This window comes from Pseudomonas sp. FG47 (assembly GCF_057809115.1).
Genome location: NZ_JBMDJI010000024.1, coordinates 1 through 18,440, shown reverse-complemented (window position 1 = coordinate 18,440; position 18,440 = coordinate 1). Strand labels below are relative to the sequence as shown.

Here is an 18,440-nt window from a genome sequence, read left to right as displayed (position 1 = left end):
CCTGTAACAATTCTGTAGCAATTGCCTGAGACTATGCTGCTCAACTGTTGCGCAAGTGCTCTACCTGGCTGCTATCGATCGATGGCGGCTTTTTTTTGGCCGGCGAACGAGGACAAGGATGTCTGTCGGCGGCGCGGCTGCGCGCCGTTTCCTTCCCTCCTTGTTCCGAGATCCGCGATGTTGCGTAAATCCCTCAGAGTGCAAATCCTCAGCTTGCTCGGCGTCAGCCTGGCGACGATCTTGCTGATCGCCCTGGTGTGCTTCCAGTTCCTGTCCTCCAGCGTGCGCGGCTATGCCGAGCTGGTTGATGGCCCTCTGCGTGCCTCGCAGTTGATCGACGAGGCCAACCTGCAGTTCAAGATCCAGGTGCAGGAGTGGAAGAACGTGCTGTTGCGCGGGCGCCAGCCGGCCGAGCTGGACAAGTACTGGCAGCAGTTCCAGGCTCGTGAGCAACAAGTGCAGCAGCTGTTGGGGCAACTGGTCGACAGCGCGGAGCCGGCGCTCAAGGCGCCTCTGGAGCAGCTCAGGGCCAGCCACCGGCAGTTGGGCGCGAAGTATGAGCAGGGTCGCCAGGCCTTTCTGGCGGCCGGCGGCGATCCGTTGGCCGGCGACCTGGCGGTCAAGGGTGTGGATCGTGCCACCAGCGACCAGTTGAGCGCGCTGGTCGAGCAGTTGCGTGCCGATGCCGGTGGCCGCGCCGCTGAGATCAGTAGCAGTGCCGAGCGTACCGTGTGGCTGGGCCTGCTGGTGATGCTGGCCTCGGCGCTGCTGGTCGGGTTGTTCAGCCTGTGGTTGGTCAACCGCAGCCTGGTCGAGCCGATCCGGCAATTGATCGAGTACGTTGCCCAACTCAGCCAGGGTCGTTTTGCTGCGCGGGTCGACAGTCGCCGCGAGGACGAGCTTGGCCGCCTGGCGCGGGCGGCCAATACCCTGCGTGATTTTCTTGCCGACACCGTCAGCCGGCTCAAGGACAACGCCGACGAACTGGAGAGCGCCAGCGGCCAGTTGCGCAGTATCGCCAGCGACATGGCCCATGGCACCCAGGACCAGTTCCAGCGTACCGACCAGGTGGCCACGGCCATGCACGAGATGTCCGCCACTGCCCAGGAGGTCGCCCGCCATGCCGCCGATGCCGCGCGGGCGGCGGACCAGGCTGACCACAGTGCCCAGGCAGGCGAGCAGGTGATGCAACAGACCATCGACATCATTGGCCTGGTCAACCGCGAGATCGCCGGCACGGCTACGGTGATTCGCCATCTGGAAAACGACAGCACGCGAATCGGCAAGGTACTCGAGGTGATTCGCGGGATTGCCGAACAGACCAACCTGCTGGCGCTCAATGCGGCCATCGAGGCGGCCCGCGCTGGCGAGGCGGGGCGTGGTTTTGCGGTGGTGGCCGATGAAGTGCGCAGCTTGGCCCAGCGCACGGCAGCGTCGATCGCCGAGATCCACCAGATCATCGAGGCGGTGCAGTCGGGGGCGGTGGACGCGGTCAAGGCCATCGAGAGCGGCCAGCAGCGCAGCGAGCTAGGGGCCGAGCAGGTGCAGCAGGCGGGGCAGATGCTGCAGCGCATCACCGCGGCGGTAGAGGCTATTCGCGACATGAACCGGCAGATCGCCACCGCGGCGGAGGAGCAGACCAGCGTGGCGGAGGATATTTCGCGCAACCTGGTCGAGATTACCCGGATTGCCACGGACAACCAGCAGGCGGTGCGGCATACCGAGCAGGCGGGGCAGCGCTTGCATGGGCTATCGGGGCAGCTTGGCGAGGTGACTTCGCGGTTGAGTGCCTGAGGGTTGGTCAACCCATTGGCGTAAGGCGCTGATTGCCAGTGTCGGGTCTGCGCATCGCCATCGCGGGGCAAGCCCGTTCCCACGTCTGCTCATCCTCATGGGGCTGGCGTGGAAGCGGGGCTTGCCCCGCGATGGCGATCGTTCGTCGGCACGCCGGTCCTGCCGTGCAGATTCCCTCTGTTACGTAACTGTAATCTTGACTATCCTGCGATCTGTCCCAGTACACTTTGCAACTGTTACGGTATTCTGGTTCCAGCAGTGAGCCGCACAAGAACAACGATCCCGTCCGTGCTTCGAGACAACGCCATGACCAACCTGCTGTTGTACCAGCGCATCGCCCAGCAACTGGCCGACGATATCCGGCGTGGTGTCTATCAGCCCGGCGAGCGCGTGCCTTCGGTGCGCAAGATGAGCGCCCAGCTCAATGTCAGCCATGCCACCGTGCTGCAGGCGTACGCCAACCTCGAGGATCAGGGCCTGATCCGCGCCCGGCCGCAGTCGGGCTATTACGTGCACCAGACCCCCGCGCTGACCGCGCAAACTCCGGACATCGCCCGCGTCGAACGGCCTGGCTTGGTCACCCGTGCCAGCATCATCCAGCAGGTGCTGGTCGAGGCGCGCCGTGACGGCGTGTTCCCGTTCGGCGCGGCGGTGCCCCATGTGGACTACCTGCCGGTGCGCGCTCTGCACCAGCAACTGGCCAAGGTCACCCGCTTCCACAGCCCACGCGCCTTCAGCTACATGTTCAGCCCCGGCTTCGAGCCGCTGCGTCGGCAGATCGCCATTCGCATGCGCGACGCCGGGGTCCTGGTCGATCCGCGCGAAGTGGTGGTGACCCACGGTTGTGTCGATGCCCTGCAAATGTCGTTGCGAGTGCTGACCCGCCCTGGGGATCTGATTGCCGCCGAATCGCCGACCTACTATGGGTTGCTGCAGTTGGCGGACCTGCTGGGCCTGAAGGTCATCGAAATTCCCAGCGATCCGGCTACCGGGATCAGCCTCGAAGCCTTGCAGCTGGCGGCCAACCAGTGGTCGATCAAGGCCCTGGTGTTGACGCCGCGCTTGAGCAACCCGCTGGGCGGAACCATGCCGGAGGAACGGCAGAAGCAATTGCTGCGCCTGGCCTCGGACTTCGATATCCAGATCGTCGAGGACGACATCTATGGCGAGTTGATGTTCGAGCAGGGGCGCACCAAGGCGCTCAAGGCGTTCGATCGTCTCGACCGGGTGATCTACTGCTCAAGCTTTTCCAAGACCTTGTCGCCGGGCGTGCGCGTCGGCTGGATGATCGCCGGGCGCTACCAGGACGAGATCCAACGCCTGCAGACTTTCACTACCCACTCGGCGTGCAGCGTGACGCAAATGGGGGTGGCGGCTTACCTGGAGAACGGCGGCTATGACCGCCACCTGCGCTACATCCGCCAGGAATACCGCAAGAACCTCAGCGCCTACCAGTTGGCCGTGCAGCAGCACTTCCCCGAAGGCACGCAGATGACCCGGCCCACCGGCGGGTTCATTCTCTGGGTGAGCCTGCCGGGGCGGGTCAACACCCAGGATTTGCACGTGCGGGCGCTGGAGCAGGGCATCAGCATTGCCCCAGGGCTGATCTTCAGCAATACCGAGCAGTTCAACCACTGTATCCGGCTCAATTGCGGCATTCCCTGGAACAAGGAGGCCGAGCGCGCGGTGATCACGCTGGGCCTGCTGGCCCGGCAATTGTGCCAGGAGACGTCGCTCTCACTTTTGTAGGCTTGTCAGATGCGCGGGGAACAGGGAGCATACGCGTTTTAAAGGTTGCTCCCGGTACTCATGAACGCGCTTCGTCCCCTCGCCCTCGCCCTGTGTCTCGCCTTGCCCTGGTTGCCAAGTGCGGCGGCCCAGGCCGCCGAGCCCGTGGCCAAGGCTCGGAGTGCCCAAGCCAAGCCTGCGGCCAAGGTGCCTGCCAAGCCAAAGGCGAGCGCCAAGCCCAAGGTGCCGGCAAAGCCGCAGGCCAAGGCTAAATCCAAGCCTAAGCCTAAGCCTAAGCCGAAGGCAAAACCGGTCAGCAAGGCGCTCGCCAAGCCCCTGCCCAAGGCCAAAGTCGACCTGAGCCTGCCCAGCGAGCTGGTCAGGCACCTCGAGCCAGACTTGGGGGATACGCCGGTGGTGCGCAAGCCCTTGCTCCCCTCGATGTTTCCCACCAAGCCTGAATCCGACAGTAGCCCCTTCCAGCTCAATGGTCGGTTGATCAGCAACGAAATGCAGCTGCAGCTGCGCAACGACAGCCGCCGGGAAGTGGAAGGGGCGGCCATCGATTTCGAATTTCGCAACTGACTATTGGGTCACGCGCGATTTCATCCGTCCGGTAATTTCAAACGTGTGTTTGGGCGGTTAGTATCCAGGGACGTTCGTCCCGCTTTGCTCCTGGGAGTCCTGTTGTCATGAAATGCCGCGAGGGTTGTGGTGCCTGCTGCATCGCCCCGTCCATCAGTTCGCCGATCCCGGGCATGCCCCAGGGCAAGCCGGCCGGCGAACGTTGCCTGCACCTGAATGTCGATAACCTCTGTGCGCTGTTCGGCAAGCCCGAGCGGCCGCCGGTATGTGGCGGCTTCAAGGCGCAAGCGGACATCTGTGGCAATGATCGGGATGAGGCCATCCGCATCATTGGGTGGCTGGAGCGGATGACGGCGGCGTGACAGGTTGGATCTTCGACAACAAGGAACAACATGATGAGATCGATCAAGCGTATTGCCCTGCTGTGTGGCATGGGAGTGGTGCTGGCGCCAGCGGCCTGGGCCGAGAACTGGCAGGTAGCCAAGGACGAGGAGGGCATCAAGGTCTCTCTCAGTGAAGTGGTGGGTTCCAAGTACAAGGCTTATCGCGGTGTGACCGTGATCAAGGCGCCGCTGGCCAAGGTCAAGGCATTGCAGGAAGACGTGGCGGGCGCCTGCGCCTGGATTCATGAGTGCAAGACCCAGAAGTTGCTCAAGACCGAGGGTGACCAGAGCTGGACCTACACCCAGTTCAACACGCCCTGGCCGGTGACGCCGCGCGACTCGATCCTGCACGTGACCACGGAGCAGGGCGCCGACGGCAGCATTACGCGCAAGCTGCAGGAAGAGCCGAAGTACCAGCCGGAGGAGAAAGGTTTCGTTCGGGTTGCCCAGGTGGAGGGTTTCTGGAAGCTGGTGCCCAAGGGTGACAGCACCGAGGTGACTTACCAGGTGCATACCGAGCCGGGCGGCAGCGTGCCGTCGTGGCTGGCCAACAAGTTCGTGGTCGATGCGCCGTTCAATACCCTGAAGGGGCTGAAGGAGCGCGCCGAGAAGAACTAAAGGCAGGCGTGTTTCCTGTATAGGAGCGGCCTTGTGTCGCGAAAGGGCTGCGTAGCGGCCCCAGGATCTCGAGTCAGTCTCAAGATCGTCGGGGCCGCTGCGCGGCCCTTTCGCGACACAAGGCCGCTCCTACAGAGAAGCGGATCGTGTGCCGGAACAATAAAAAAGGCTGCCCGAGGGCAGCCTTTTTGCGTTCGGCCGGCAGGCTTACTTGCGGTCTTTCAGTGCAACGATGTCGCGCTGCTCGTGACCGGTGTACAGCTGGCGCGGACGGCCGATCTTGTACGGGCCGGAGAGCATTTCCTTCCAGTGCGAGATCCAGCCCACGGTGCGTGCCAGGGCGAAGATCACCGTGAACATGCTGGTCGGGATGCCGATGGCCTTGAGAATGATGCCCGAGTAGAAGTCGACGTTCGGGTACAGCGAGCGCTCGACGAAGTACGGATCGGTGAGGGCGATCTCTTCCAGGCGCATGGCCAGTTCCAGCTGCGGGTCGTTCTTGATGCCCAGCTCGCCGAGCACTTCGTCGCAGGTCTTCTTCATCACGGTGGCGCGCGGGTCGCGGTTCTTGTACACGCGGTGACCGAAGCCCATGAGCTTGAACGGATCGTTCTTGTCCTTGGCCTTGGCGATGAACTTGTCGATGTTCGAGACATCGCCGATTTCATCGAGCATGGTCAGCACGGCTTCGTTCGCGCCACCGTGGGCAGGGCCCCACAGCGCGGCGATGCCGGCGGCGATACAGGCGAACGGGTTGGCGCCCGAGGAGCCCGCCAGGCGCACGGTGGAGGTGGAGGCGTTCTGCTCGTGGTCGGCATGGAGGATGAAGATCCGGTCCATCGCCTTGGCCAGTACCGGGCTGATCGGTTTGATCTCGCACGGGGTGTTGAACATCATGTGCAGGAAGTTTTCCGCGTACGACAGGTCGTTGCGCGGGTACATCATGGGCTGGCCCATGGAGTACTTGTAGACCATCGCCGCCAGGGTCGGCATTTTCGCGACCAGGCGCACGGCGGAGATCTCGCGGTGCTGCGGGTTATTGATGTCCAGCGAGTCGTGATAGAACGCCGACAGGGCGCCGACCACGCCGCACATCACCGCCATGGGGTGAGCGTCGCGACGGAAGCCGTTGAAGAACGACTTCAACTGCTCGTGAACCATGGTGTGGTTCTTCACGGTGCTGACGAACTGGGCCTTCTGCTCGGCATTGGGCAGTTCGCCGTTGAGCAGCAGGTAGCAGGTCTCGAGGTAGTCCGATTGCTCGGCGAGCTGTTCGATCGGGTAGCCGCGGTGCAGCAGGACACCCTTGTCGCCGTCAATATAGGTGATCTTCGACTCGCACGAGGCGGTCGCCATGAAGCCGGGGTCGAAGGTGAAGTGGCCGGATGCCCCCAACCCGCGGACGTCGATAACATCGGGACCAACGGTGCCGGTTAAAATGGGCAGCTCGACGGGGGCAGCGCCCTCGATGATCAACTGCGCTTTTTTGTCAGCCATGTGGCCTCCTATTAATGCTTGAAATCATCAGACAGACCCCCCACGCAGGGCCCGCACCACTATAGAGGGATAAATTCGAATGTCAATTTGCCTAAAGGCTGGTTGAAACACCCTCTAAGGCCTGGTTTTTCACGAAATTCTCGCCCGTTTACGCCTTTTGTTCATTAAAGGCAATGCGCTATTTGGGCGATCCCCTCACGTTGTCATGAGCAGCCTAACTGTCTATACTCGGCAGCCGACTCCCAGGGGCTTTCCAGCCCGTCCTGCTGGGTGTCGTCGCTCTCCTGGGTGGTGGGTACCTGACCAGTACACTTACCAACAACTTTGCCCTGTTAGCTAGGGGCTCTTCAGTGTGAAAAAAGCCGTGAAAAGCCAACGACCTGTAAACCTAGACCTAAGGACCATCAAACTCCCGATCACCGCGTACACGTCCATTCTTCACCGTATCTCCGGCGTCATCCTGTTCCTCGGCCTTGCCATCATGCTTTACGCACTGGGCAAGTCGCTGGGTTCCGAGGAAGGCTTTGCCGAGGTGAAGGCGTGTCTGACCAGTCCGCTGGCCAAACTGGTGACCTGGGGCCTGCTGTCCGGCCTGCTGTACCACCTCGTGGCAGGTGTGCGCCACCTGATCATGGACATGGGGGTCGGTGAGACGCTGGAAGGCGGCAAGCTGGGCTCGAAAATCGTGATCGTCATCTCCGTGGTGCTGATCGTTCTGGCGGGAGTTTGGGTATGGTAACTAATGTCACGAACCTGTCGCGTTCGGGCCTCTATGACTGGATGGCGCAGCGCGTCTCGGCGGTCGTTCTCGCGGCTTACTTCATCTTCCTGATCGGCTACCTCGCCGCCCACCCGGGCATCGACTACGCCCAGTGGCACGGTCTGTTCTCCAACAACGCGATGCGTATCTTCAGTCTGCTGGCCCTGGTTGCCCTGGGCGCTCACGCCTGGGTCGGCATGTGGACCATTGCCACCGACTACCTGACGCCGATGTCCTTCGGCAAGTCGGCGACTGCGATTCGTTTCCTGTTCCAGGCGGTATGCGGCGTTGCGATGTTCGCTTACTTCGTCTGGGGTGTGCAGATTCTCTGGGGTATCTGATTCATGGCTAACATTCCAACCATTTCCTTCGACGCCATCATCATCGGTGGCGGCGGGGCAGGCATGCGCGCAGCGCTGCAACTGGCTCAAGGCGGCCACAAGACCGCCGTAGTCACCAAGGTCTTCCCGACCCGTTCGCACACCGTTTCCGCCCAGGGCGGCATCACCTGCGCCATTGCTTCGGCCGACCCGAACGACGACTGGCGCTGGCACATGTACGATACCGTCAAGGGTTCCGACTACATCGGTGACCAGGACGCTATCGAATACATGTGTCAGGAAGGTCCGGCCGCGGTCTTCGAGCTGGATCACATGGGCCTGCCGTTCTCCCGTACCGAAACCGGTCGCATCTACCAGCGTCCATTCGGTGGCCAGTCCAAGGACTTCGGCAAGGGTGGCCAGGCTGCCCGTACCTGCGCCGCCTCCGACCGTACCGGTCACGCGCTGCTGCACACCCTGTACCAGGGCAACCTGAAGGCAGGCACCACTTTCCTCAACGAGTACTACGCCGTTGACCTGGTGAAGAACCAGGACGGCGCTTTCGTCGGCGTGATCGCGATCTGCATCGAAACCGGCGAAACCATGTACATCAAGTCCAAGGCCACCGTATTGGCCACTGGCGGTGCCGGCCGTATCTACGCCTCCACCACCAACGCCCTGATCAATACCGGCGACGGTATCGGCATGGCCCTGCGTGCCGGCGTGCCGGTGCAGGACATCGAGATGTGGCAGTTCCACCCGACCGGCATCGCCGGCGCCGGCGTACTGGTCACCGAGGGTTGCCGCGGTGAGGGTGGCTACCTGATCAACGCCCACGGCGAGCGCTTCATGGAGCGTTACGCGCCGAACGCCAAAGACTTGGCCGGCCGCGACGTGGTTGCCCGTTCCATGGTCAAGGAAATCATCGCCGGCAACGGCGTGGGCCCGAACAAGGACCACGTGCTGCTGAAGCTGGACCACCTCGGCGAGGAAGTGCTGCACAGCCGCCTGCCAGGCATCTGCGAACTGTCCAAGACCTTCGCCCACGTCGACCCTGTGGTCGCGCCGGTTCCGGTCGTGCCGACCTGCCACTACATGATGGGCGGCGTTGCCACCAACATTCACGGCCAGGCCATCACCATGGATGCCGAAGGCAAGGATCACATCATTCCGGGTCTGTTCGCCGTGGGTGAAGTGGCCTGCGTATCGGTTCACGGTGCCAACCGCCTGGGTGGCAACTCGCTGCTCGACCTGGTGGTCTTCGGTCGCGCCGCCGGCCTGCACCTGGAAAAGGCCCTGAGCGATGGCGTCGAGTACCGCGATGCCAGCGACACCGACGTCGATGTTGCCCTGAACCGCCTGAACAAGCTCAACGAGCGCACCACTGGCGAAGACGTTGCCAGCCTGAAGCGCGAGCTGCAGAGCTGCATGCAGAACTACTTCGGTGTGTTCCGTACCGGCGAATACATGCAGAAGGGTATCGAGCAACTGGCCGGCCTGCGTGACCGCATCGCCAACGTCAAGATCAACGACAAGTCCCAGGCCTTCAACACCGCGCGTATCGAAGCGCTGGAGCTGCAGAACCTGCTGGAAGTCGCCGAAGCTACCGCCATTGCCGCCGAAGCCCGTAAAGAGTCCCGCGGCGCGCACGCCCGTGAAGACTTCGAAGACCGTGACGACGAAAACTGGCTGTGCCACACCCTGTACTACCCGGGTGAGAAGCGCGTCGCCAAGCGTGGCGTCAACTTTGCGCCGAAGACAGTTCCTGCCTTCGAACCAAAAGTCCGGACTTACTAAGGGTGGCCGCTATGTTGAAAGTCGAAGTTTATCGTTACAACCCGGACACCGACTCGGCGCCCAAGATGGAGTCGTTCGACGTCGATACCGGCGGCAAGGACCTGATGGTGCTGGACGTGCTGGCGCTGATCAAGGAGAAGGACGAGGGCTTCTCGTACCGTCGCTCCTGCCGTGAAGGCGTTTGCGGTTCCGATGGCATGAACATGAACGGCAAGAACGGCCTGGCCTGCATCACCCCGCTGTCGGGCGTGGTCAAGGGCAACAAGCTGGTGCTGCGTCCGCTGCCTGGCCTGCCGGTCATTCGTGACTTGGTGGTCGATATGAGCATCTTCTACAAGCAGTACGAGAAGGTGAAGCCGTTCCTGCAAAACGACACGCCGGCCCCGGCCATCGAGCGTCTGCAGTCGCCGGAAGATCGCGACAAGCTGGACGGTCTGTACGAGTGCATCCTGTGCGCTTGCTGCTCGACCTCCTGCCCTTCGTTCTGGTGGAACCCGGACAAGTTCCTGGGCCCTGCCGCGCTGCTGCAGGCCTATCGCTTCCTGGCCGACAGCCGTGACACCAAGACTCAGGAGCGCCTGGCGTCCCTGGATGACCCGTTCAGCGTATTCCGCTGCCGCGGGATCATGAACTGCGTGAACGTTTGCCCGAAGGGTCTGAACCCGACCAAGGCAATCGGTCATGTGCGTAACATGCTGCTGCAAAGCGGCACCTGATTCACCGTTGTACCTGCAGTAAGCCGAGGTGCGGGTGGTGAGCCCGCACTGAGGTAAAACCCGAGCAAGGGCCCACAAAGCCCGCGCTCATTACCTATGAAGATATGAGACCAGCAGGGGCTTCCGGGCTGGTACCCGGAAAATCAGCAGGATCCAGGTGGCGTGGTTCAGTCGCTGTGTTCGGACTTTTCCAGGTTTGCTGTGGCTCTCGCCGATCAGTCCCCTAACCGAGGGTGACCAAGCATGCAAGAAAGCGTGATGCAGCGCATGTGGGAAAGCGCCCACCTTTCAGGTGGTAACGCTGCATATGTGGAAGAGCTTTATGAGCTCTACCTGCACGACCCTAACGCTGTGCCAGAAGAGTGGCGCACTTACTTCCAGAAATTGCCCGCCGACGGCAGCACCGCTACCGATGTATCGCACTCGACGATCCGCGACCATTTCGTATTGCTGGCAAAGAACCAGCGCCGCGCCCAACCGGTTTCCGCCGGGAGCGTGAGCAGTGAACACGAGAAGAAGCAGGTTGAAGTTCTGCGACTGATCCAGGCCTATCGTATGCGCGGCCATCAGGCTGCCAAGCTCGACCCGTTGGGGTTGTGGCAGCGTCCTGCGCCCGTAGACCTGTCGATCAATCACTACGGCTTGACCAATGCCGATCTTGATACGACCTTCCGTGCCGGCGACCTGTTCATCGGCAAAGAGGAAGCGAGCCTACGCGAAATCTTCGAGGCGCTCGAGAAGACATATTGTCGCACCATTGGTGCCGAATTCACCCACATCGTCGATTCCGAGCAGCGCAGCTGGTTCCAGCAGCGCCTGGAAAGCGTACGTGGCCGTCCGGAATTCTCCGCCGACGTGCAGGCTCACCTGCTCGAGCGCGTCACGGCCGGTGAGGGCCTGGAGAAGTACCTGGGCACCAAGTACCCAGGCACCAAGCGTTTCGGTCTGGAAGGCGGCGAAAGCCTGATCCCGATGCTGGACGAAATGATCCAGCGCTCCGGTTCCTATGGCACCAAGGAAGTCGTGATCGGCATGGCCCACCGTGGCCGCCTGAACGTGCTCGTCAACACCTTCGGCAAGAACCCGCGCGAGCTGTTCGACGAGTTCGAAGGCAAGAAGATGAACGAGCTGGGCTCCGGTGACGTGAAGTATCACCAGGGCTTCTCCTCCAACGTGATGACCACAGGTGGCGAAGTGCACCTGGCCATGGCGTTCAACCCTTCCCACCTGGAAATCGTCTCGCCAGTGGTGGAGGGTTCGGTTCGCGCCCGCCAGGACCGTCGTAACGACACCGTTGGCGACAAGGTTCTGCCGATCTCCATCCACGGCGACGCTGCGTTCGCCGGCCAGGGTGTGGTCATGGAAACCTTCCAGATGTCGCAGACCCGCGGTTTCAAGACCGGCGGGACCGTGCACATCGTGATCAACAACCAGGTTGGCTTCACCATCAGCAACCCGCTGGACGCGCGCTCCACCGAGTACGCCACCGACGTTGCCAAGATGATCCAGGCGCCGATCCTGCACGTGAACGGCGATGACCCGGAAGCGGTGCTGTTCGTCACCCAGCTGGCCATCGACTACCGCATGCAGTTCAAGCGTGACGTGGTCATCGACCTGGTCTGCTACCGTCGTCGCGGCCACAACGAGGCCGACGAGCCGAACGGCACCCAGCCGTTGATGTATCAGCAGATCAGCAAGCAGCGCACCACTCGCGAATTGTATGCAGAGGCGCTGATCCAGGCCGGTCGCATCGACGCCGAGCGCGCCCAGGCCAAGATCGACGAGTACCGCAACGCGCTGGACAACGGTCTGCATGTGGTCAAGAGCCTGGTCAAGGAGCCGAACCGCGAGCTGTTCGTCGACTGGCGCCCTTACCTGGGCCATGCCTGGACCGCGCGTCACGACACCCGCTTCGACCTCAAGACCCTGCAGGAACTGTCGGCCAAGTTGCTGGAACTGCCGGAAGGCTTCGTCGTCCAGCGCCAGGTCGCGAAGATCTACGAAGACCGCCAGAAGATGCAGGCCGGTGGCCTGCCGATCAACTGGGGTTATGCAGAGACCATGGCCTACGCCACCCTGCAGTTCGAAGGTCACCCGATCCGCATGACCGGCCAGGATATCGGCCGTGGCACCTTCTCGCACCGTCACGCGGTGCTGCACAACCAGAAGGACGCCAGCACCTACGTACCGCTGAAGAACCTGTTCCCGGGCCAGCCGCGTTTCGACCTGTACGACTCCTTCCTCTCGGAAGAAGCGGTACTGGCCTTCGAATACGGCTACTCGACCACCACGCCGAACGCGCTGGTGATCTGGGAAGCCCAGTTCGGCGACTTCGCCAACGGTGCGCAAGTGGTTATCGACCAGTTCATCACCAGCGGCGAGCACAAGTGGGGCCGCCTGTGCGGTCTGACCATGCTGCTGCCACACGGTTATGAAGGGCAGGGCCCGGAGCACTCCTCCGCGCGTCTGGAACGCTACCTGCAGCTGTGCGCCGAGCACAACATCCAGGTCTGCGTACCGACTACCCCGGCACAGATCTACCACCTGCTGCGTCGCCAGGTCATCCGTCCGCTGCGCAAGCCACTGATCGTGCTGACGCCGAAGTCGCTGCTGCGCCACAAGCTGGCCATCTCGACCCTGGAAGACCTGGCCGAAGGCTCGTTCCAGACCGTGATCCCGGAAATCGACGCGATCGATCCGGCCAAGGTCGAGCGCCTGGTGCTGTGTGGTGGCAAGGTCTACTACGACCTACTGGAAAAACGCCGTGCCGAAGGCCGCGAAGACATCGCCATCGTGCGTATCGAGCAGCTGTATCCGTTCCCTGAGGACGACCTGGTCGAAATCCTGGCACCGTACACCAACCTCAAGCATGCGGTGTGGTGTCAGGAAGAACCGATGAACCAGGGCGCCTGGTACAGCAGCCAGCACCACATGCGCCGTATCCTGGGCCGCCACAACAAGGCGCTGGTCCTGGAATATGCCGGCCGCGACGCATCCGCCGCGCCAGCCTGTGGTTACGCATCGAAGCACGCCGAACAGCAGGAAAAACTGCTGCAAGACGCCTTCACTGTCTAACGCCTTCGCGCACCTGAAACCGAATTTAAGGAAACACTGCTAATGGCTATCGAGATCAAAGCCCCAACCTTCCCGGAATCGGTCGCCGACGGCACCGTTGCCACCTGGCACAAGCAGCCGGGCGACGCCGTCAAGCGTGACGAGCTGATCGTCGACATCGAAACCGACAAAGTCGTCCTGGAAGTCCTGGCCACCGCCGATGGCGTGCTGGGTGCCATCGTCAAGGGCGAGGGCGACACCGTCCTGTCCGACGAAGTCCTGGGCTCGATCGTTGAAGGTGCCGCCGCCGCCGCCGCGCCCGCTGCCGCCCCGGCCGCTGCTGCTCCGGCTGCCGCCGCCGCTGCCGACGCAGGCGAAGACGACCCGGTTGCCGCCCCGGCCGCGCGCAAGCTGGCTGAAGAGAACGGCATCGACCTGGCTACCGTTTCCGGCACCGGCAAAGGCGGTCGCATCACCAAGGAAGACGTCGTCGCCGCCGTCGCCAACAAGAAATCGGCACCGGCGCCGGCTGCCAAGCCTGCCGCTGCCGCCGCTGCCCCGGTTGTGGTTGCCGCAGGCGACCGCACCGAGAAGCGCGTGCCGATGACCCGCCTGCGCGCCAAGATCGCCGAGCGTCTGGTCGAAGCCCAGTCGAACATGGCCATGCTGACCACCTTCAACGAAGTCGACATGACCGAAGTCATGGCCCTGCGTTCGAAGTACAAGGACCTGTTCGAGAAGACCCACAACGGCGTACGCCTGGGCTTCATGTCGTTCTTCGTCAAGGCTGCCACCGAGGCGCTGAAGCGCTTCCCGGCCGTCAACGCCTCGATCGACGGCAACGACATCGTCTACCACGGTTATGCCGACGTCGGTGTCGCGGTCTCCAGCGACCGTGGCCTGGTGGTACCGGTACTGCGCAACGCCGAGTCGATGTCGCTGGCCGAGATCGAGAACGGCATCGCCACCTTCGGCAAGAAGGCCCGTGACGGCAAGCTGGCCATCGAAGAGATGACCGGCGGTACCTTCACCATCACCAACGGTGGTACCTTCGGTTCGATGATGTCGACCCCGATCGTCAACCCGCCGCAGGCCGCGATCCTGGGCATGCACAACATCATCCAGCGCCCGATGGCCATCAATGGCCAAGTGGTGATCCGCCCGATGATGTACCTGGCGCTGTCCTACGACCACCGCCTGATCGACGGCAAGGAAGCGGTAACCTTCCTGGTGACCATCAAGAACCTGCTGGAAGATCCGTCTCGCCTGCTGCTGGACATCTAATCAACTAGCTGTCTATCGTCCGGCCCCGGCCTCGCAAGAGGCGGGGCCGCACGGTTCGCGGCTTGTAGCTTGTAGCTGATAAGGAATCTTTTATGACCCAGAAATTCGACGTAGTGGTGATTGGTGCAGGTCCTGGCGGCTATGTGGCTGCCATCAAGGCTGCCCAGCTTGGTCTGAAGACTGCCTGTATCGAGAAATACACCGACGCCGAGGGCAAGCTGGCCCTGGGCGGTACCTGCCTGAACGTAGGCTGCATTCCGTCCAAGGCGCTGCTGGACAGCTCCTGGAAGTACAAGGAAGCCAAAGAGAGCTTCAACGTCCACGGTATCTCCACTGGTGAAGTGAAGATGGACGTCGCCGCGATGGTTGGCCGCAAGGCTGGCATCGTCAAGAACCTGACCGGTGGCGTCGCCACCCTGTTCAAGGCCAACGGCGTTACTTCGATCCAGGGCCACGGCAAGCTGCTGGCTGGCAAGAAAGTCGAAGTCACCAAGGCTGATGGCACCACCGAAGTCATCGAAGCCGAAAACGTGATCCTGGCTTCCGGTTCGCGTCCGATCGACATTCCACCGGCTCCGGTCGACCAGAACGTCATCGTCGACTCCACCGGCGCCCTGGAATTCCAGACCGTGCCAAAACGCCTGGGCGTGATCGGTGCTGGCGTCATCGGCCTGGAACTGGGCTCGGTATGGGCCCGTCTGGGCGCTGAAGTGACCGTCCTGGAAGCTCTGGACACCTTCCTGATGGCTGCCGACACCGCAGTGTCGAAAGAAGCCCAGAAGACCCTGACCAAGCAAGGCCTGGACATCAAGCTGGGCGCGCGCGTCACCGGCTCGAAAGTCAACGGCAACGAAGTCGAAGTCACCTACACCAACGCCGAAGGCGAGCAGAAGATCACCTTCGACAAGCTGATCGTCGCGGTCGGCCGTCGTCCGGTGACCACCGACCTGCTGGCCGCCGACAGCGGCGTGACCATCGACGAGCGTGGCTACATCTTCGTCGACGATCACTGCGCCACCAGCGTGCCGGGCGTGTTCGCCATCGGTGACGTGGTGCGTGGCATGATGCTGGCGCACAAGGCCTCGGAAGAGGGCATCATGGTCGTCGAGCGCATCAAGGGCCACAAGGCCCAGATGAACTACGACCTGATCCCCTCGGTCATCTACACCCACCCGGAAATCGCGTGGGTCGGCAAGACCGAACAGGCGTTGAAAGCCGAAGGCGTTGAGGTTAACGTGGGCACCTTCCCGTTCGCGGCCAGCGGCCGTGCGATGGCGGCCAACGATACCGGCGGTTTCGTCAAGGTCATCGCCGATGCCAAGACCGACCGCGTACTGGGTGTGCACGTGATTGGCCCATCGGCTGCCGAGCTGGTGCAGCAGGGCGCGATCGCAATGGAATTCGGCACCAGTGCCGAGGATCTGGGCATGATGGTCTTCAGCCATCCGACCCTGTCCGAAGCGTTGCATGAAGCAGCGCTGGCGGTGAATGGCGGTGCCATTCACGTCGCCAACCGTAAGAAGCGTTAATTATAAGAAACCACGGCGGGCTGCCCGTCGTGGGTCTTGCGTGCAAGACTCACCGCGGAACGTCCGCCGGACCGGATCACACGGGAAACCCGGGGTCAACGGTCACAGGTGGTGCGGCGCCAGTAATGGCGCAGCGCCGAAGCGCAGTACCTAACGAAGACGGTAAAAAGCATGAATCTTCACGAGTATCAGGGTAAGCAGCTGTTCGCTGAATACGGCCTGCCAGTTTCCAAGGGTTTCGCAGTCGACACCCCTGAAGCTGCAGCAGAAGCCTGCGACAAGATCGGCGGTTCCGAGTGGGTTGTAAAAGCCCAGGTTCACGCTGGTGGTCGCGGTAAAGCGGGCGGCGTCAAGCTGGTTCGCAGCAAGGAAGACGCCAAGGCGTTCGCTGCCCAGTGGCTTGGCAAGAACCTGGTTACCTACCAGACCGACGCCAATGGTCAGCCAGTTTCCAAGATCCTGGTCGAATCCTGCACCGACATCGCCAAAGAGCTGTACCTGGGCGCTGTCGTCGATCGTTCGAGCCGCCGTATCGTGTTCATGGCTTCCACCGAAGGTGGCGTGGACATCGAGAAAGTCGCTCACGACACTCCTGAGAAGATCCTCAAGGCCACCATCGACCCGCTGGTCGGCGCTCAGCCGTTCCAGGGCCGTGAACTGGCATTCCAGCTGGGCCTGGAAGGCAAGCAAGTTCAACAGTTCGCCAAGATCTTCGTAGGCCTGGCCAAGCTGTTCAAGGATCACGATCTGGCCCTGCTGGAAGTGAACCCGCTGGTGATCAAGGCCGATGGCGATCTGCACTGCCTCGATGCCAAGATCAACATCGACGCCAACGCCATGTACCGTCAGCCTAAGCTGAAAACCTTCCACGACCCGTCCCAGGACGACGCCCGTGAAGCCCACGCCGCCAAGTTCGAACTGAACTACGTTGCCCTCGAAGGCAACATCGGCTGCATGGTCAACGGTGCCGGCCTGGCCATGGGTACCATGGACATCGTCAACCTGCACGGCGGCAAGCCTGCCAACTTCCTCGACGTTGGCGGCGGCGCTACCAAAGAGCGCGTTACCGAAGCGTTCAAGATCATTCTGTCCGACAGCAATGTCGCGGCCGTACTGGTCAACATCTTCGGCGGCATCGTTCGCTGCGACATGATTGCCGAAGGCATCATCGGCGCGGTGAAAGAAGTCGGCGTCAAGGTTCCGGTCGTCGTTCGCCTCGAAGGCAACAACGCCGAACTGGGCGCTAAAGTACTGGCAGAAAGCGGTTTGAACATCATTGCGGCAACCAGCCTGACCGACGCTGCTCAACAAGTTGTCAAAGCTGCGGAGGGCAAGTAATGAGCGTCCTGATCAATAAAGACACCAAAGTCATCTGCCAGGGCTTCACCGGCTCGCAGGGTACCTTCCACTCCGAACAGGCTATCGCCTACGGCACCAAGATGGTCGGCGGCGTCACCCCAGGCAAGGGTGGCACCACCCATCTGGGCCTGCCGGTGTTCAACACCGTGAAAGAAGCTGTAGAAGCTACCGGCGCTGACGCGTCGGTGATCTACGTACCGGCTCCTTTCTGCAAGGACTCGATCCTGGAAGCCGCCTTCGGTGGCATCAAGCTGATCGTCTGCATCACCGAGGGTATTCCTACCCTCGACATGCTGGACGCCAAGGTCAAGTGCGACGAGCTGGGCGTGACCCTGATCGGCCCTAACTGCCCAGGTGTCATCACCCCGGGCGAGTGCAAGATCGGCATCATGCCAGGCCACATCCACCTGCCAGGCAAGGTCGGTATCGTTTCGCGTTCCGGCACCCTGACCTACGAAGCCGTCAAGCAGACCACCGACGCCGGTTTCGGCCAGTCGACCTGCGTCGGCATCGGCGGTGACCCGATTCCGGGCTCCAACTTCATCGATATCCTGAAGCTGTTCCAGGAAGATCCGAAGACCGAAGCGATCGTCATGATCGGTGAGATCGGCGGTTCCGCTGAAGAAGAAGCCGCGGCCTACATCAAGGCCAACGTGACCAAGCCTGTCGTTTCCTACATCGCCGGTGTTACCGCACCTGCGGGCAAGCGCATGGGCCACGCTGGCGCCATCATCTCTGGTGGCAAGGGTACTGCGGACGAGAAGTTCGCCGCCCTGCAGGACGCCGGTGTGAAAACCGTGCGTTCCCTGGCTGACATCGGCAAGGCTCTGGCCGAGCTGACTGGCTGGGAAGTCAAGAAGTAAGTAACACGTAGTACCCCCCACGCGCACAAAGGCCACCCTCGGGTGGCCTTTGTCGTTATTACGTCGAGAAAAAGTGATCTTGCCTGTTTTTTGTAGGAGCGGGGGGGGGGGGGGGGGGGGGGGGGGGGGGGGGGGGGGGGGGGGGGGGGGGGG

The 18,440-nt window shown here is 62.1% G+C and carries 15 protein-coding genes and 1 pseudogene; 15 read left to right on the top strand and 1 reads right to left on the bottom strand.

All coding sequences use genetic code 11. The annotated features are described in order from the left end of the window. Positions 1 to 33: 33 nt before the first annotated feature. From ACODS5_RS17480 to ACODS5_RS17455, 6 genes and pseudogenes are all read left to right on the top strand, one after another. Positions 34 to 861 (top strand): annotated as a pseudogene (locus tag ACODS5_RS17480) (HAMP domain-containing protein); the annotation flags it as partial. A 165-nt stretch (positions 862 to 1,026) separates the two neighbouring features. Then, positions 1,027 to 1,794 (top strand): methyl-accepting chemotaxis protein, encoded by a 768-nt coding sequence (locus tag ACODS5_RS17475; RefSeq protein ID WP_372239527.1) that lies wholly within the window; start codon positions 1,027 to 1,029, stop codon positions 1,792 to 1,794. 306 nt (positions 1,795 to 2,100) lie between these two features. Next, positions 2,101 to 3,543, top strand: coding sequence for an aminotransferase-like domain-containing protein (locus tag ACODS5_RS17470; RefSeq protein WP_134693174.1), 1,443 nt, complete (start codon positions 2,101 to 2,103; stop codon positions 3,541 to 3,543). 60 nt (positions 3,544 to 3,603) lie between these two features. Next, positions 3,604 to 4,107 (top strand): hypothetical protein, encoded by a 504-nt coding sequence (locus ACODS5_RS17465; protein ID WP_489109257.1) that lies wholly within the window; start codon positions 3,604 to 3,606, stop codon positions 4,105 to 4,107. Positions 4,108 to 4,214: 107 nt separating this feature from the next. After that, positions 4,215 to 4,469: a YkgJ family cysteine cluster protein gene (locus ACODS5_RS17460; protein ID WP_134693151.1), complete on the top strand. Its 255-nt coding sequence runs from the start codon at positions 4,215 to 4,217 to the stop codon at positions 4,467 to 4,469. 33 nt (positions 4,470 to 4,502) lie between these two features. Continuing rightward, a complete protein-coding gene (locus tag ACODS5_RS17455) occupies positions 4,503 to 5,108 on the top strand; it encodes an START domain-containing protein (RefSeq protein ID WP_134693173.1) in 606 nt (201 codons plus the stop codon). A 207-nt stretch (positions 5,109 to 5,315) separates the two neighbouring features. Here the strand turns inward: ACODS5_RS17455 and gltA are convergent, their stop codons facing one another. After that, positions 5,316 to 6,605 (bottom strand): citrate synthase, encoded by a 1,290-nt coding sequence (gltA, locus tag ACODS5_RS17450; RefSeq protein ID WP_134693150.1) that lies wholly within the window; start codon positions 6,603 to 6,605, stop codon positions 5,316 to 5,318. 352 nt (positions 6,606 to 6,957) lie between these two features. Between gltA and sdhC the strand changes: the two genes are divergently transcribed. The 9 genes from sdhC (at position 6,958) to sucD (ending at position 18,287) form a co-directional block, all read left to right on the top strand. Continuing rightward, positions 6,958 to 7,344, top strand: a complete 387-nt coding sequence (gene sdhC / locus ACODS5_RS17445) for a succinate dehydrogenase, cytochrome b556 subunit (RefSeq protein WP_023628897.1) — start codon at positions 6,958 to 6,960, stop codon at positions 7,342 to 7,344. Beyond that, positions 7,338 to 7,706 (top strand): succinate dehydrogenase, hydrophobic membrane anchor protein, encoded by a 369-nt coding sequence (gene sdhD, locus ACODS5_RS17440; protein WP_011534754.1) that lies wholly within the window; start codon positions 7,338 to 7,340, stop codon positions 7,704 to 7,706. The genes sdhC and sdhD overlap by 7 nt, the downstream gene beginning before the upstream one ends. Positions 7,707 to 7,709: 3 nt before the next feature. Beyond that, a complete protein-coding gene (gene sdhA / locus ACODS5_RS17435; RefSeq protein ID WP_065861960.1) occupies positions 7,710 to 9,482 on the top strand; it encodes a succinate dehydrogenase flavoprotein subunit in 1,773 nt (590 codons plus the stop codon). 11 nt (positions 9,483 to 9,493) lie between these two features. Beyond that, positions 9,494 to 10,198, top strand: coding sequence for a succinate dehydrogenase iron-sulfur subunit (locus ACODS5_RS17430; RefSeq protein WP_012315348.1), 705 nt, complete (start codon positions 9,494 to 9,496; stop codon positions 10,196 to 10,198). A gap of 243 nt (positions 10,199 to 10,441) precedes the next feature. Beyond that, a complete protein-coding gene (locus tag ACODS5_RS17425) occupies positions 10,442 to 13,273 on the top strand; it encodes a 2-oxoglutarate dehydrogenase E1 component (protein ID WP_134693149.1) in 2,832 nt (943 codons plus the stop codon). A gap of 42 nt (positions 13,274 to 13,315) precedes the next feature. After that, positions 13,316 to 14,536, top strand: coding sequence for a 2-oxoglutarate dehydrogenase complex dihydrolipoyllysine-residue succinyltransferase (gene odhB / locus ACODS5_RS17420; protein WP_489109256.1), 1,221 nt, complete (start codon positions 13,316 to 13,318; stop codon positions 14,534 to 14,536). Between the two features lie 92 nt (positions 14,537 to 14,628). After that, a complete protein-coding gene (gene lpdA / locus ACODS5_RS17415; protein ID WP_012273351.1) occupies positions 14,629 to 16,065 on the top strand; it encodes a dihydrolipoyl dehydrogenase in 1,437 nt (478 codons plus the stop codon). Between the two features lie 171 nt (positions 16,066 to 16,236). Then, on the top strand, positions 16,237 to 17,403 hold the full coding sequence (gene sucC, locus ACODS5_RS17410; RefSeq protein WP_023629628.1) for an ADP-forming succinate--CoA ligase subunit beta: 1,167 nt from the start codon (positions 16,237 to 16,239) through the stop codon (positions 17,401 to 17,403). Further along, positions 17,403 to 18,287, top strand: a complete 885-nt coding sequence (gene sucD / locus ACODS5_RS17405; protein WP_004376004.1) for a succinate--CoA ligase subunit alpha — start codon at positions 17,403 to 17,405, stop codon at positions 18,285 to 18,287. Before sucC ends, sucD begins: the two co-directional genes overlap by 1 nt. Positions 18,288 to 18,440 lie beyond the last annotated feature (153 nt).

What these genes read in the sequence shown, in the direction of transcription:
- ACODS5_RS17475 (WP_372239527.1), top strand. Translation starts at nt 1,027, where the DNA reads ATGGCCCATGGCACCCAGGACCAGTTCCAGCGTACCGACCAGGTGGCC.
- ACODS5_RS17470 (WP_134693174.1), top strand. Translation starts at nt 2,101, where the DNA reads ATGACCAACCTGCTGTTGTACCAGCGCATCGCCCAGCAACTGGCCGAC.
- ACODS5_RS17465 (WP_489109257.1), top strand. Translation starts at nt 3,604, where the DNA reads ATGAACGCGCTTCGTCCCCTCGCCCTCGCCCTGTGTCTCGCCTTGCCC.
- ACODS5_RS17460 (WP_134693151.1), top strand. Translation starts at nt 4,215, where the DNA reads ATGAAATGCCGCGAGGGTTGTGGTGCCTGCTGCATCGCCCCGTCCATC.
- ACODS5_RS17455 (WP_134693173.1), top strand. Translation starts at nt 4,503, where the DNA reads ATGAGATCGATCAAGCGTATTGCCCTGCTGTGTGGCATGGGAGTGGTG.
- gltA (WP_134693150.1), bottom strand. Translation starts at nt 6,605, where the DNA reads ATGGCTGACAAAAAAGCGCAGTTGATCATCGAGGGCGCTGCCCCCGTC.
- sdhD (WP_011534754.1), top strand. Translation starts at nt 7,338, where the DNA reads ATGGTAACTAATGTCACGAACCTGTCGCGTTCGGGCCTCTATGACTGG.
- sdhA (WP_065861960.1), top strand. Translation starts at nt 7,710, where the DNA reads ATGGCTAACATTCCAACCATTTCCTTCGACGCCATCATCATCGGTGGC.
- ACODS5_RS17430 (WP_012315348.1), top strand. Translation starts at nt 9,494, where the DNA reads ATGTTGAAAGTCGAAGTTTATCGTTACAACCCGGACACCGACTCGGCG.
- ACODS5_RS17425 (WP_134693149.1), top strand. Translation starts at nt 10,442, where the DNA reads ATGCAAGAAAGCGTGATGCAGCGCATGTGGGAAAGCGCCCACCTTTCA.
- odhB (WP_489109256.1), top strand. Translation starts at nt 13,316, where the DNA reads ATGGCTATCGAGATCAAAGCCCCAACCTTCCCGGAATCGGTCGCCGAC.
- lpdA (WP_012273351.1), top strand. Translation starts at nt 14,629, where the DNA reads ATGACCCAGAAATTCGACGTAGTGGTGATTGGTGCAGGTCCTGGCGGC.
- sucC (WP_023629628.1), top strand. Translation starts at nt 16,237, where the DNA reads ATGAATCTTCACGAGTATCAGGGTAAGCAGCTGTTCGCTGAATACGGC.
- sucD (WP_004376004.1), top strand. Translation starts at nt 17,403, where the DNA reads ATGAGCGTCCTGATCAATAAAGACACCAAAGTCATCTGCCAGGGCTTC.